Source organism: Armatimonadota bacterium, assembly GCA_013359125.1.
GTDB lineage: Bacteria > Armatimonadota > Fimbriimonadia > Fimbriimonadales > GBS-DC > JABWCR01.
In genome coordinates this window covers 1-13,880 of sequence record JABWCR010000037.1, presented here as the reverse complement: position 1 = coordinate 13,880, position 13,880 = coordinate 1, and the positions used below count along the sequence as shown (strand labels likewise).

The 13,880-nt window shown below is 59.1% G+C and carries 9 protein-coding genes; 3 read left to right on the top strand and 6 right to left on the bottom strand.

Annotation, left to right across the window (positions count from 1 at the left end; all coding sequences use genetic code 11):
- Nucleotides 1–103 precede the first annotated feature (103 nt).
- Complete coding sequence (locus tag HUU60_12525) at nucleotides 104–1,048, bottom strand: Fic family protein (GenBank protein NUL83529.1); 945 nt, start codon at nucleotides 1,046–1,048, stop codon at nucleotides 104–106.
- A 34-nt stretch (nucleotides 1,049–1,082) separates the two neighbouring features.
- Between HUU60_12525 and tatC the strand changes: the two genes are divergently transcribed.
- The 3 genes from tatC (at nucleotide 1,083) to HUU60_12510 (ending at nucleotide 5,846) form a co-directional block, all read left to right on the top strand.
- A complete protein-coding gene (tatC, locus tag HUU60_12520; GenBank protein NUL83528.1) occupies nucleotides 1,083–1,883 on the top strand; it encodes a twin-arginine translocase subunit TatC in 801 nt (266 codons plus the stop codon).
- 14 nt (nucleotides 1,884–1,897) lie between these two features.
- Entirely contained in the window at nucleotides 1,898–4,252 is a 2,355-nt protein-coding gene (locus tag HUU60_12515) for a DEAD/DEAH box helicase (GenBank protein NUL83527.1), read from the top strand.
- Between the two features lie 73 nt (nucleotides 4,253–4,325).
- A complete protein-coding gene (locus tag HUU60_12510; GenBank protein ID NUL83526.1) occupies nucleotides 4,326–5,846 on the top strand; it encodes an SBBP repeat-containing protein in 1,521 nt (506 codons plus the stop codon).
- 33 nt (nucleotides 5,847–5,879) lie between these two features.
- Here the strand turns inward: HUU60_12510 and HUU60_12505 are convergent, their stop codons facing one another.
- The 5 genes from HUU60_12505 to HUU60_12485 all read right to left on the bottom strand — a co-directional run bounded on the left by HUU60_12505 (nucleotide 5,880) and on the right by HUU60_12485 (nucleotide 13,550).
- On the bottom strand, nucleotides 5,880–6,428 hold the full coding sequence (locus HUU60_12505) for a nuclear transport factor 2 family protein (protein NUL83525.1): 549 nt from the start codon (nucleotides 6,426–6,428) through the stop codon (nucleotides 5,880–5,882).
- Between the two features lie 35 nt (nucleotides 6,429–6,463).
- Nucleotides 6,464–9,190, bottom strand: a complete 2,727-nt coding sequence (locus tag HUU60_12500; protein NUL83524.1) for a vitamin B12-dependent ribonucleotide reductase — start codon at nucleotides 9,188–9,190, stop codon at nucleotides 6,464–6,466.
- Between the two features lie 51 nt (nucleotides 9,191–9,241).
- Entirely contained in the window at nucleotides 9,242–9,697 is a 456-nt protein-coding gene (gene nrdR / locus HUU60_12495) for a transcriptional repressor NrdR (protein NUL83523.1), read from the bottom strand.
- A 116-nt stretch (nucleotides 9,698–9,813) separates the two neighbouring features.
- Nucleotides 9,814–11,181 carry a magnesium transporter gene (mgtE, locus tag HUU60_12490; protein NUL83522.1) on the bottom strand — a complete coding sequence of 456 codons (1,368 nt, stop codon included), beginning with the start codon at nucleotides 11,179–11,181 and terminating at the stop codon, nucleotides 9,814–9,816.
- A 17-nt stretch (nucleotides 11,182–11,198) separates the two neighbouring features.
- Nucleotides 11,199–13,550, bottom strand: a complete 2,352-nt coding sequence (locus HUU60_12485; protein NUL83521.1) for an endonuclease MutS2 — start codon at nucleotides 13,548–13,550, stop codon at nucleotides 11,199–11,201.
- Nucleotides 13,551–13,880: the final 330 nt, after the last annotated feature.

Below are 13,880 nucleotides of genomic sequence, written 5' to 3'. Positions count from 1 at the left end.
CCGACCGCGCCCGCGGCGTCGTCCGGCGCCTCGGGGCGAGGTGGAGCCGCCGCCGGGGGTGATTGCCCATGCCCCCGCCAGAGGGCGGCGCTCCGTCAGGGGTTCACCTCGCAGCAGGCGATCGCCTGCGTCCTCGGCCGGGTGAACGCGGGTACCCGCCCAAGCGTGAGCCCCCCTCGAACGCGTCGGCGTATGCCGCCTCGACCTCCGCCACCTCCTCGTCGGTGAGGGGCGCGAACTCGCCGGACCGGGCCCGCCGGGAGAGGCGGCCTCGATTCTGGCGCAGGAACGCGATGAGCAGGTCGAGCTTCCGGCCGGGGATGTCCAGCCGGGACTGGAGGTGTGCCCTCAGGCGGTCGTGGCGCTCCAGCCCGTCGATCTCCGCGGGGAGGTCCCGGGTCACCACCTGCTCCAGGCACTCGTATACGAACTCGGCCTGGGGCGTGGCGTCGAAGTACCGGTAGAGTCGGGCGGTGTCGTTCAGCACCCTCACGTTGCCATCGGGAGTCGCCCTCCACTCGACGAGGGGGAGCACCGCCGCCGAGTACCGCTCCAGGACGCGATGGTACTCGGCCAGGCGCGCCAGGATCGCCGGCGAGAGGGGAAGGGGGAGGCCGGGTGGGCCGACGCCCCGCTCGCTCAGGACGTGCTGGAGGAGGTAGCGGTGGACCCGGCCGTTGCCGTCCTCGAAGGGGTGCACGAACACGAACGCGAAGGCGGCGCTGGCCGCCGCGACGACCGGTTCCAGGTCGCGGTCGCGCGTCCGGGAGACCAGGGCGAGGAGGCCCTCCAACAGGGACGGGAGGTCCTCGGGGCGGGCGCTGACGTGGTCCGGGATGGGAGCACCGCTGTCCCGGTCGTGCCGGCCCACGAAGCCGCCCTCGGTGCGGAAGCCCAGGCGGACGAAACGCGCCGGGGCGACGACCAGGCGCTGGAGGCGGAGCAGCAGGCGGCGGAGGCAACGCGGTCGACGCGATCGTACGAACCGTCTACACCGAAACGGTCGAGCTGATTCGCTCCAAATGAGGGTTTGAGCGCCTAGAACCATGTTCTGGGCGCTCTGTTTGATGTATCATAAGTAAATGCCAGCCGCGCCCCACTTAGACGACGAGGCAATGAACTTTTCGCCGAGTCCCGACGACCGTCGCGCCACGTTTGTCGAGCACTTGGACGAACTCCGACGCCGAATCATCAACTCGCTGTTCGCCGTTGTCGTGGCCGCCGCTCTGGGGTTCATCATCGAGCCGACCGTTTACAAGTTTCTAGCCGAACCTTTGTTAAAGCAACTGCCCGAAGGCTCTAAGCTCGTGATTCGTTCTGCGCCCGAAGCCTTTTTCCTTAAGTTCAAGATATCGCTGATCATAGGATTGATCATCGCGATTCCGTTTGTTACGATGCAGCTTTGGGGCTTCTTGTCCCCCGGCTTGACGCCGTCGGAGCGGCGGGCGATGCGATTTGTCGCGCCGTTTAGCGTGTTCCTTTTCCTTTTCGGCGCCGGTATGGGCTACTTCACCCTGCCGGCCGCCTTTAAGTGGTTTCTCACGTTTTTGGACGATTTCGCAGGCGCCGAGCTCTATCAAGACGTGGCGATGCTGGCGATGTTCGTAGTCAAGTTCATGCTGGCCTTCGGCCTAGGCTTTCAGCTTCCAGTCGTGATGATGTTCTTGGCCAAGATCGGGCTGGCCACGCCAGAGTTCATGTGGCGCAATTGGCGGCAAGCATTGGTGATCATCGCCTTCATGGGCGCGCTGCTCACTCCGAGCGGCGATGCTTTCTCGATGGTCGCGATCGCCTTGCCTATGGGCTTGCTCTACTTTGTCAGCATCGGGCTTGTTTCCAGGATCCATCGCCAAAGGATGAAGCGCCAACAGCTCCAGAAGTAGACAAATGGCGTATAATGAGCGCAATGGAACCCGCCATCTCGGTTGCCGAAGCGGTCGAACTCATCAAGCGCCGATACCCTGAGCGGGCGCATTCTGTAACGTTGCTCCAAGGTCGCCAAGCGGCTTTTGACGAGGCGCCTCTACCCGTATCCAGCCGTTTGGCCGAGCGATTGGAAACGATCGGCGTTCAGAAGCTCTATTCGCATCAGCGACATGCTTGGGATTTGGCAATGGCTGGTCGCCACTTCGTCGTTGTAACAAGCGCGGCCAGCGGCAAGACGCTTTGCTTCAATCTGCCGGTGATCGAAAGGCTGAACAGCGAGCCAGACGCTAAAGCGCTTTACCTGTTTCCGACTAAAGCATTGGCTCAGGATCAGTTGGCCAAACTTCGCAACTTGACCGACCAGCGGGCCTCTACCTACGATGGAGACACGCCAAGTTACAATCGTGCAGAGATCCGACAGAACGCTCGAATCGTCCTGACCAACCCCGACATGCTGCATTCGTCGATCCTGCCGTACCACTCCGACTGGGGAGCGTTCTTCAAGAGCCTTCGATACGTGGTGATCGACGAAATTCACACCTATAGGGGCGTGTTCGGTTCGCACGTTGCCAACGTAATGCGGCGGTTAAGACGAATCGCCGATGCCTATGGAGCCAACCCGCAATTTATCTGTTGCTCGGCGACGGTCGGAAATCCGCGAGAGCTGGCATCCATGATTATTGGTCAGGGCGTCGAGCTCATCGATGAAGACGGATCGCCCTCGTCCGACCGATGGCTGATGGTTTGGCGACCGCCCGCGATCGGCGACAACGAGAGAGTCAGCCCCAACACCGAGGTCGCGCGGCTCGTCGAGCTGCTATCGAGCATGGGTTTGCGCTCCATTGCGTTTGCACGGTCTCGCATGGCTGCCGAGTTGGTCTTGAGATATGTGAGGGAGAGCCTCGGCCAATCGGCGAAGGGCGCCGAGCTGATCGACCGCATCGAATCGTATCGAGCAGGCTACCTGTCAGAAGAGCGGCGGCAGATCGAGCGCGATCTCTTCGAGGGTCGATTGCTCAGCGTGATTGCCACAAACGCCTTGGAACTTGGGATCGATGTGGGCGGCTTGGACGCGGTCATCTTGAACGGCTATCCGGGTTCGGTAGCCAGTTTCTGGCAACAAATTGGTCGGGCAGGGCGCGGGAAGACCCCGGCCTTGGCGATTTTTGTGATGCATAACGACCCGCTCCATGCATTCCTGGCTGATCGACCCCGGGCATTGGTCGGCAGACCGGTCGAGAAGGCGCGACTAAATGCTGCCAACCCCTACATTCTATCTTCGCACTTGGCTTGTGCGGCGCACGAAAAGCCATTGACGCAAGAGGATCTATCATTGTTCCAGGTCCAGCCGGACCAAGCGCCGCTGAAGACAATGATCGATTCGGGCGAGATGGCGCTTCAGAAGGAGGGTTGGAGCTTGCGCTCTCGACGCTCCCCGGCAAGAGAGATCAACATTCGATCGGCCAACAAGCAGAACTTTCTACTGGTCGATATGGATAGCGGACGCGAGTTGGCGCAAGTCGAAGGGGATCGAGCCTTTCGAACGATCCATGCGGGAGCGGTCTATCTTCATAGAGGATCTGGGTATCTCGTGCACGAGTTTGATCCATCGTTGGGTCAGGCCTGGGCGCGTCAAGAGCGTACCGAATACTACACTCAAGCTCTGACAGAGGCGACGATCGAACCCTTAGAGATGGTGGCGCAATGCGAGATGGGACTGGGCGAACTGAAGTACGGCAAAGTGTGCGCGAGCGAGCAAGTCGTCGGGTTCGCGCGGCGTCGGTGGATCACGGGCGAACTTTTGGCCACGGTCGAACTGATCTTGCCGGTCGAAAGCTACGAGACGATGGCCCTCTGGTGGCGCCCGGAGCGCAACCGGATGAGCAAAGCGTTGACCAACGGGCTGGCAAAGTCTCGCATCCGGTGGGATTCGATTATCGACTCCGATCCCGAATCGCCGCACCCTATGTATCCCGGGATGCACGCGATCGAACACGCACTGAGGGCCCTAACGCCCGTATTTACCGGTTGCGACATCAACGATGTAAGCGGCACAACGCAGGTCTATGTGCCAGGCGCCTCGCCTATCGCAGTGTTCTTATACGATAGAGCGCCCGGCGGCATCGGTCTGTCGGAAGAGGCTTACGAGCGGCGCGGAGAACTTTTCAGCGCTGGATTGCGTCATATAGAATCATGCAAGTGCGACGACGGCTGTCCATCGTGCATCTACTTGTCCCAATGCGGCCAGCAAAACGGCCAACTTGACAAGAACTTGGCGGCCGCGATCCTTCGCGAGCTTATTTGTCCGCAAGAAGCAGGAATCTGAAGGATTTGCGACTAATTGTAAGTGGGCGCTTTCATAAGAGTTGTGCCATTTTTCACGCAGAGGAGGCGGGATCATGCGGGCGTTTTTTTTGGTTTTCTTTGCCGCAGCTTTGGTATCAGTCGGATTTGCTCAGTTTAGGCCGGTCTGGACCTCAAATAAACACATTAAGGGTGATGGACCGGATCGAGGAGATGGAATCGCGGTCGCTCCCAATGGGGAAGTGTTCGTTGCCGGCACTTGCGATCCGGACGGCAATCCCGAAACGTTCGACGCGGATGTTCTGTTGGTTAAATACGATCGAGAGGGCGAGCAGGTCTTTGCCTCGCAGTTCTCGCTAACCCCCATTTCGGACGACCAAACCACATCGATTTCTCTCACGCCGCAGGGCGACATCTATGTCGCCGGCTATACGGACGACGAGTACAACCACGATTCCGGCGAATACAATTTCTTGCTGCTCAAGTTCGGCCAAGATGGCGACTTGATTTGGAGCAGGACCTACAATGGGGTCGGACTAGCCGGCAACTATGCGATGTCGGTATTGGCGCAAGAGGACGGCGGGGCGGTCGTTACGGGTTACAGCCCCAACTGGAACGGCGATACCGACGCGGTAACGCTGCGCTACTCGGCTACAGGTTCGCTGGCTTGGGAGCGTCGGTTTGCAGGGTCGGGCAGCGGCAACGACTTTGGCTGGAAGATTGCGAGAGACGGCAACGGCAATCTTTACATCCTTGGAGACGCGGTGAACGCTGGCACGGGGCGCGACATCGTGGTGATCAAGTACACAAGCGCCGGTTCCTTGGTCTATTCCACTAGCTACAACGGTCCGGACAACGGGGCCGATCATGCTGGCGATTTTGAAGTCGATTTGTCGGGGAGGGTCAAAGCAACCGGATCGAGCTTTGCCGGTTTAGCAATGCAAGATATCGCAACCCTGGCCTTGGGCCAAAACGGCACGATCGAATGGTCTCGGCGGTGGAACGGCGTTACCAGCAATTCCGATTATGGTTGGTCCGTCGTTACCGATTCTGCGGGCAACGTCTACGTAGCAGGCACGACGACCGTCAACGCGTTCAACCTGGACGGAGTTTTGTTGAAATACTCGCCAAGCGGCACATTGCTTTGGAATCGGCAAATGGGCGGATCCGGCGTGGACGGCTTGATCGTGGCTCTCCTTGGAGACCTGGATACGGTCTTTGTGGTTGGCTATGCTTCAGCGGTCAACGGCTATTTGGATTTTGCCATAGCGCTCTACGACTCGTCCGGTTCGATCATCTCAAGCCAGGCGACGGACGGGGGCGGCAATTATGACGACGCTCCCTTGGCCGCCACGATCGATCTGAACAACAATGTGTTCGCGGCGGGCTACACGACTCACCCCGTGTGGGGCCAGGATATGATGACCGTTCGGTATCAGCAGAAGCCGTTCGCAGATTTGAACGAGGACTACTGCGTTGACGACACGGACCTGTCTCGCGTGCTAACCCGGTTTGGCGCGACGAGCAATGGTCCCGAAGATATCAATCGCGATGGCGTGGTGGACGACATCGACCTGGCGATCGTCTTGACGACGTTTGGAATGGGGTGCAATTGAGGCAGGCGGCCATCGCCTGCCTCAATGAGGCGCTTACTTCTTGCTGTTAGGCTTAGCGGGAGTCTTTGGCTTGTTGGCGGCGGGCGGAGGAGGCGACATGTCCATCTTCTTTCCGTCCATCCATATTTCTTGCTTGGTGTCGTGCGACATGGAGAAGCGCCATCCGGCCGAAGTCTTAACCAAAGTGTCCTTGCCCTCGCCCGTCATCTTCAGCGTGTGGATTTTCTTCGGGTCTTTCTCGTCCTTGCTCTTGCCTTCGAACACGTAAGTGGTGGCGACGGTCGCGTTCTTCCCGTTCACGGTGATTTTGGTCGGCGTGATCGCGACCTTGTCGACGGAAGTGAGCACCGTGAACATCATCTGAAGCTCTTGCTTGACTTCCTCGCGGCTCTTCACTTTTCCATCCATTCCCTTGCTCTTGTAGTCGGCAGTTCCGGTGGCCAATACGGCATCGACGTTCTTGGATTTGAAGCCGCTGGACAACTGAGCATAGAGCTTCTTGATGTCGGAAGCGTCATCGGCGATGGCGACCGTTGCAAGAAAGCATGCGGCGACGCAGGCAAACAAAGTTACGCGTTTCATCTCTTGCATCCTCCTATGGATTTTGCCGAGTATACCTAACCGCAACCATAAGAAGTGCCGCAGTTTAAGCATTGATGGCAAGCGCCGCTGCGCACCATGATCATGCCGCATACGGGGCAGGGCGGCGCATCGCTTTGAAGGGTGATCACCTCGCCCCATTCGCTAGAAGCTGTGGGAGAAGCGGCGACGGCCACCGGCGCTTCGGTCGCGCCAGAATCCAAGAACTTAGCCTTCAGCCATCGGAAGATGTAATCGACGACAGAGGTTGCGACCGGCACTTCGGGCGTGTTGGTGAAGCCGCTCGGCTGGAAGCGAGTGTACGAGAACTTCTCGATTAGTTTCTCCAGGGGCACGCCATATTGGAGCGCAAGCGAAATCGCAGTTGCAAACGCATCCATCAGACCCGATATGACCGAGCCTTCTTTGGCCATGGTGCAGAAAATCTCGCCCGGTCGGCCGTCTTCGTACATGCCGACCGTGATGTAGCCCTCATGACCGGCGATGCTGAACTTGTGGGTGATGCTCTTGCGCTCGTTGGGCAAGTGCCGGCGGACGGGATGCGCTTCGTCCGATGCTTCGTTCGGGAGTTTTGTCGATAGGGGCTGGGTGCGCTTGCTGCCGTCCCGATAGATGGCAATGGCCTTCAATCCCAGCTTCCAGGCCTCCATGTAGATGTCTTCAATATCTTCAGGCGTCGCGTCGCTCGGCATATTGACCGTCTTAGAGATCGCGCCCGACAGAAACGGCTGGACCGAAGCCATCATTCGAACGTGCCCCATCGGTTGGATCGATCGGCGGCCCTTAGCCGGCTTAAAGGCGCAGTCAAAAACGGGCAAGTGATCCTGAGTCAAATGCGGCGCGCCCTCGATGGTGTCGTGCTCATCGATGTAGGTTATGACGTCCTCGATTTGCTCTTGCCCATACCCAAGGGTCTGTAGGGCAAGCGGCACGGTGTTGTTGACGATTTTCAGCATGCCGCCGCCGACCAGCGTCTTGTATTTGACCAGGGCGATGTCCGGTTCGATGCCTGTGGTGTCGCAATCCATAAAGAAGGCGATCGTGCCCGTGGGCGCGATGACCGTAACCTGGGCGTTGCGATATCCGTGCTTGTTGCCCAGCGCAATGGCGTCTTGCCATGTCTCGCGGGCGAACGCTATCAGCTCGCTCGGCACGGAAGCGGCATCAATCTCGTCGATGGCTGCCTGATGCATCTTCATCACGTTTAGCATCGGTTCTCGGTTGACTTCGAAGCCAGGGAAGGGGGCGGCACAATCGCGGGCGATCACCGCCGACTGCCGATTGGCCTCGCCGTGCATGATCGCAGTGATGACGGCGGCGTAGGCGCGCGCCTCCTCGCTGTCATAGGCCAATCCGCGCGCCATTAGCAGCGCACCCAAGTTGGCGTAGCCCAGACCCAGAGGCCTAAAGTTGTGGCTGTTGTCGGCGATGCGCTCGGTCGGGTAGCTGGAGTTGTCTACCACTATCTCTTGCGCCGTGATCAGAGTTCGAACGGCAAAACGGAAGGCCTCGGCGTCGAACTCGCCGTCCGCACGGCGAAACTTCATCAGATTCAGACTGGCTAGATTGCAGGCCGAGTCGTCCAGAAAGACGTACTCGGAACAGGGATTGCTCGCGTTGATCGGCGCCGTGTTCTTGCAGGTGTGCCACTTGTTGGTGGTGTCGTGAAACTGCAGGCCGGGGTCGCCGCAGATCCATGCGGATTCGGCAATCTTGTGGAATAGCGCTTTGGCCGCGACGGACGACATGATGCCGCCATCGGTTCGAGCGCGCAGGTGCCACTGCGCGTCCTGCTCGACGGCCTGCATGAAAGCGTCGGTTGCCCGCACGCTGTGGTTGGCGTTCTGAAAGAAGACGCTGTCGTAAGCGCCTCCATGCACGTTGAAGCCCGGATCGTAGCCCTCGTCGATCAGCGCCCAGGCCTTTTGCTCCTCGGACGACTTGGATGTTACGAACTCCTCGATGTCCGGGTGATCGGCGTTCAGCACGACCATCTTGGCGGCGCGGCGGGTTTTGCCGCCGCTCTTGATGACGCCCGCAAAGGCGTCGAAACCGCGCATAAAGGAAACCGGACCGCTGGCTCGGCCGCCGCCCGAAAGCGGCTCCTTGCCCGACCGAATGTTGGACAGGTTGGAACCAGACCCAGAGCCGAACTTAAAGATCATGCCTTCGGTTTTGGCCAGGTCAAGGATCGAGTCCATCGTGTCATCGACCGAAACGATAAAGCAAGCCGAGCATTGCGGACGCGGTTCGATGCCGACGTTGAACCAAACAGGACTGTTAAAGGCGGCGTACTGGTTGACGAGCAGATACCGCAGTTCCTGTTCGAACGCTTGCGCCGAATCTTCGTCGGCAAAGTAGCCTCTTTCGGAGCCCCATGCAGAGATCGTGCCTGTAACGCGGCTGATCAACTGCTTGACGCTGTGCTCTCGATCGGGCGTACCGATATGGCCGCGAAAATACTTCGAAACGACAACGTTAGTCGCCAATTGGGTCCAAAACGAAGGAACCTCTACTCCTTCTTGCTCGAACACCACCTCGCCCGACTCGGACGAGATGACGGCTTTCCGTTCGGTCCATTCGATCGCGTCGAACGGATCGGATCCCGCCTGGGTGAAATAACGTCCGAATCGAATGCCTGCCCCGGCATTGATGTTGGGATGCCGCTCCTTGGGCACGTGGCCAAAGCGGCGGGGAGTTTCGCTCCCCGATAATTGCGCTGAGCCTTGAACGGATTCTGACATGGTAAGCAGGCCCTCCTTGCCTTTGATGCTTCCTAAATTGTGCCGCGCGAGTTAGCTTTGCGAGCCGACCATCGCCACGGCCTCTTCGAACTGACTAGGTTCTCGGAACTCCTTGTACACAGAGGCAAAGCGGACAAAGGCGACGGAATCGACGCTTCTCAACTTCTCCATTACGAGCCTGCCCAGCTCTTGCGCGCTGATCTCGGGGTCCATGCGGTTGTAAATCTCTCTCTCGATGTCGTCCACGGCGTCTTCCAGCGTTTGCATCCCCACAGGACGCTTTCTGCACGCTGTTCTCATGCCTTTTAGGATCTTCTCGCGGTCAAATGCCTCTCGTCGGTTGTCCTTCTTAATCACCATCAGGGGCCTGTCTTCGATGCGCTCGAACGTGGTGTACCGCTTTTCGCACCGGATGCATTCGCGACGCCGACGAATCGCCTTGCCGTCGTACGTCGGTCGCGAATCGACCACGTGATCTTCCATGTCTCCGCAATAGGGACAGCGCATTGTTGGCCTCGCGTACTACTAGTCTGTGGATCAATTCTACCAGGAATGCGGCCATTCCTGCATGGTTCCCCCTACATATTGGGGAATCTCAGAATACCTGAGAATTGGACGCGCTGTCAACCCCCGGCGATTCCTAACATTCGTTGGGCTAACAGAAAGTAGATGACAAGTCCGGACGCATCGACGAGAGTGGTGACGAACGGCGCCGACATGAGAGCAGGGTCGATGTTCAGGCGCGTAGCGATGAGCGGAAGAACGGAGCCGATAGTCGTCGCATAGAGGATGATGAGAAACTGAGCCAAAGCGACGGTGAGCGCCAAGTCCATTGACGACTTCCAGACGACGGCGTTGATGAAGCCGATCGTGCCGATGAAGAGCCCCGTAATCAATCCCGTCGCGCCTTCGCGCCAAAAGACGCGAAAGATGTGGCGCAGGCGAACCTCGCCCAAAGCCAGCGCGCGCGTAATGGTGGTGGCGGCCTGTGCGCCGGCGTTGCCGCCCGTGCCTAACAGCAGCGGCACAAAGAAGGCCAGCGCGACGACTTGATCCAGCACGTGCTCGTAGTGCCGCATGACGGTACCGGTCAGCCTCTCGGCCAAGAAGAGCAGAACCAGCCATCGAACGCGTTTGCGGGCAATGTCGAACGGCGATTGTCGAAGGTAGGGCTCCGTCGGCGCGTCAACGGCAGCAAGTTTCAGCACGTCTTCCGTGCTTTCGCTGATCAAAACATCGGCCAAGTCGTCCACCGTTACAATGCCCAGCAGTCGTCCGCGCTCGTTGAGAATGGGCAGGGCGAGCAAATCGTACTTGAAGACGATGCGAGCGGCTTCTTCCTGATCCATCTCGGGCCGAGCTGTGACCAGGTCCGTTACCATAAACTCTTCGACCTTTTGATGCGGCTCGGCGCGGATCAACTCGCGCAAAGAGAAGACCCCCAGCAGATGGTTCAGTTCGTCCGTTACAAAGATCGTGTTGACCGTCTCGACTTCGGGATCGACCTGGCGCAAGTGCTCGATGACCTCGGAGGCGGTCCAAGTCCGAAATGCGCGGGCGTACTTGGCGGTCATCAATCGCCCGACGCTGTTCTCTGGATACTCCAACAGATCGCGAACTTCTCGGGCATCTTCTTCGGGGATTAACTGGAGCAGCGCTTCGGCCCGTGCGTCGGGCAGCTCGTCCACGATCTGTGCGGCATCGTCCATAGCCATGGCGTCCAGGAACATGGCGAGAAGCTCATCCGGCAAATGCGGCGCGATTTCTTCAAAGACGGCCGGGTCGAGATAGGCGGCGACCTCTTGAGAGGCTTCAACAGGGAGATTCTTGAGGACTTCGGCTTGGGATCGAGGGTCTTCTAGCGTCGTAACGGCTTCGGCAATGTCTGCGGCTCGCGAACTGGAGATCGTCTCGAAGTCCGACCAGTCGCTGGATTCGATAGAGGTCCGAAGCTTATCGAGGAGTGCGTCATGGGTCTGTTCCGCGGGCATACCCGGCAATTCTACCTTTAGCGTTTCTTAAAGTGGACTATCGATACGCCGTCGCCGCCGTCGTCGAACGAGGCCGATTCGATCTTGGATACGAACGATAGATGGCTGGCGCGTTCGCGGACAAGCTTCTTAAGAATGCCGGCCCCTTTGCCATGGTTGATGCGGGCGTAGGACATCCCAGCCGCCAGGCAGTCGTCGATAAACTTATCGATTTGGGGTTCGGCCTCATCTGCTCGAACGCCGTGCAGATCGAGTTCTCTGGCTGTATTGAAGGCACGGTCGCGCAAGACCTTGGAGGCAGAGACTTGAACCTTGGTCGCCTTTACAGGCTCTACGACCTGAAGGTCTGAAATGTCCAGTTCGGTGGTCATTTTGTTAAAGGCAACCTTGGCTTTTCCAGCCTTGGTCATTTCTATCACTGTGCCTATGCCGGGGAAGCCGTCCGCTCGAACCTTGGCGCCTTTTTCTACGGGGCGGTCGGATTTTACACTCTTTTTCTTCGGCCTTTGAGGGAGCCGCGCGTCCAGATTGCGGATTTTGGTTTCGGCCTCAAATGTCTCCTTTGATTCTTTGGGCGCGGCGCGCAGGGTCTTGAGCGCCTGGTCGGCTTCTTGGCGAATCTGGCTGACGATCGCATCGATCTCTGCCTGTGCGTGCTCCCGTGCTTTCAGACGAGCCTCCTCGGCTTGCTCGATCTTCCGTTCAAGTTCGGCTCTAAGTTCATTGACGGCTCGACGCTCTTCGGCCAGTTCTTTTTGGGATCGTTCGGTTGTCAATTGCGCTTCTTCTAGCTTCCGCATCATCGATTGCAGGTCGGCCTCTTGAGCGCCCAGGAGGCTCATGGCCGCATCGACCACGTTCGGGTCCAGTCCCAGCCGTTTGGCAATGGGTAGGGCATGGCTGGCTCCGGGAGCGCCCAATCGAAGGCGATAGGTCGGCCTCAGCGTTTCCATGTCGAACTCCATCGCAGCGTTTTGGAAGCCCTCGCGCTGGTATGCAAAGGCTTTCAGTTCGCCATAGTGCGAGGTGGCGATGATCCGAGCGCCTTTCTGTGCCAATCGAGTTAGGATCGCCTTGGCCAGAGCGGCGCCTTCGCTCGGATCGGTTCCTGCGCCGACCTCGTCCAGCAGGATCAGATCGTTGGCTCCGGCGACATCGACATAATGCGCGATGTGCTTGATATGGCCGGAGAAGGTGGAGAGCGATTGCTGCAGGCTCTGCTCGTCGCCAATGTCGGCGTAAATGCCGCCCGGCACGGCTATCTGGGCGCCGTCTTGAGCGGGCACGGGCAGACCGCACAGCGCCATCAGAGTCAGCAGGCCGATCGTTTTGAGGCAGACAGTCTTGCCGCCGGTATTTGGGCCTGTGATAATGAGCGCTTGGAATGCACGCCCGACCTCGATGTCGACCGGCACGACGGAAGCCGAATCGAGCAGGGGATGCCGAGCCTGAGCAATGCGCCAGATGCCCTTATCGTTGAGCGTCGGTCTGATAGCGCGAAGGTCAATGGCGTATTGGGCGGCCGCAAAGAGCAAATCCAGTTGAGCGAGCGCCTCTAGTCCAGCGCGGACAGCCTCGGCATGCGCTTCGACATCGCGCGAGAGGGAGTAAAGGATCGCCTCGATCTCTTCTTTCTCTTCTCCTTCCAATTCTCGAAGGCGGTTGCCAAGGGGCACGATCTCCTCGGGCTCGATAAAGAGGGTCGATCCGCTGGCGCTGTAGTCGTGCACAATGCCCTTGGCCTGGCCGCGACGGTCGGCGCGCACGGGCACGCAGTGTCGGCCCGACCGGATGGTGTGGATCGGCTCTTGAAGCAGGTCTCTCCATTTGGCGCTGCCGAGGAGTTGGGAGAGCTGCTCGGTCAGCTTGGCGGCTGTGCGCTTTTGTTCGCGACGGATGCGGGCCAGGTCGTCGCTGGCGCTGTCCAGGATTTCGCCAGAGGGAGAGACGGCGGTCTCGATGCTTTTCTCAAGCGCAGAAATGGCGGCGAGCGATTGGCCATATCGCCAAAGGGCAGAGAAGTCGTCTCGGCGGGCGCCGAGACGCTCTTTTAGTTGGCGAGAGGCTTTGAGGGTGTCGAAGGTCTTGTAAAGTTCATCGGGGCTAAGGACGCCGCCGATGGCGGCCCGTGCGACCTCGCTCCGAACGTCCTTGGCGTTGGAGATGCCGGGCGGCGGATCGATGTCGTAGAGGCGGCGGGCTTGGGCGGTCTCTTCTTGTCGCAGTTCGGCAAGGGTTAGGTCTCTGGTCGGCTCTCTTTGTGCGATGGCTTCTCGTCCCAGCGGGGTCTGGGCATGGTCGATCCAGGTTTGCCGGACGGCATGGAACTCTAACGCTTCGAGCGTGCGCGCGTGCCAGCCGTTGCCCATGCAAGGCATTATACCGGGGGCTGATTCGTACTCAAAATTGTGCTACATTTTCTTAAAAGGCCGTTCGTTGGGGAACGCCCTTCGGAACGCCGTTAGGATCGCCAACCTTCCGGGTGGCCCTTCTTTGCGCCCTTTGCGAGAACCGATCCTTTCCACAAAGTTGCGCAAAGCGGGCCAGGCGGGAGCCTGGCGATCCATTTTCAAAATCGCTTTCAGTTCGCGAACCTGCCTCCTAGCCAAATCGAGCATCTGGGGAACGAGTACCCTCGAATTCTCCTAGTCTCTCTCCCAAAACCGGACGGCTGCGCAACAGCTCGGTCCGTCTATGTC

Coding starts and splice junctions, on each gene's coding strand:
- HUU60_12505 (NUL83525.1), bottom strand. CDS start 6,428: ATGAAACGCGTAACTTTGTTTGCCTGCGTCGCCGCATGCTTTCTTGCA.
- HUU60_12515 (NUL83527.1), top strand. CDS start 1,898: ATGAGCGCAATGGAACCCGCCATCTCGGTTGCCGAAGCGGTCGAACTC.
- tatC (NUL83528.1), top strand. CDS start 1,083: ATGCCAGCCGCGCCCCACTTAGACGACGAGGCAATGAACTTTTCGCCG.
- HUU60_12500 (NUL83524.1), bottom strand. CDS start 9,190: ATGTCAGAATCCGTTCAAGGCTCAGCGCAATTATCGGGGAGCGAAACT.
- nrdR (NUL83523.1), bottom strand. CDS start 9,697: ATGCGCTGTCCCTATTGCGGAGACATGGAAGATCACGTGGTCGATTCG.
- HUU60_12485 (NUL83521.1), bottom strand. CDS start 13,550: ATGGGCAACGGCTGGCACGCGCGCACGCTCGAAGCGTTAGAGTTCCAT.
- HUU60_12525 (NUL83529.1), bottom strand. CDS start 1,048: ATGGTTCTAGGCGCTCAAACCCTCATTTGGAGCGAATCAGCTCGACCG.
- mgtE (NUL83522.1), bottom strand. CDS start 11,181: ATGCCCGCGGAACAGACCCATGACGCACTCCTCGATAAGCTTCGGACC.
- HUU60_12510 (NUL83526.1), top strand. CDS start 4,326: ATGCGGGCGTTTTTTTTGGTTTTCTTTGCCGCAGCTTTGGTATCAGTC.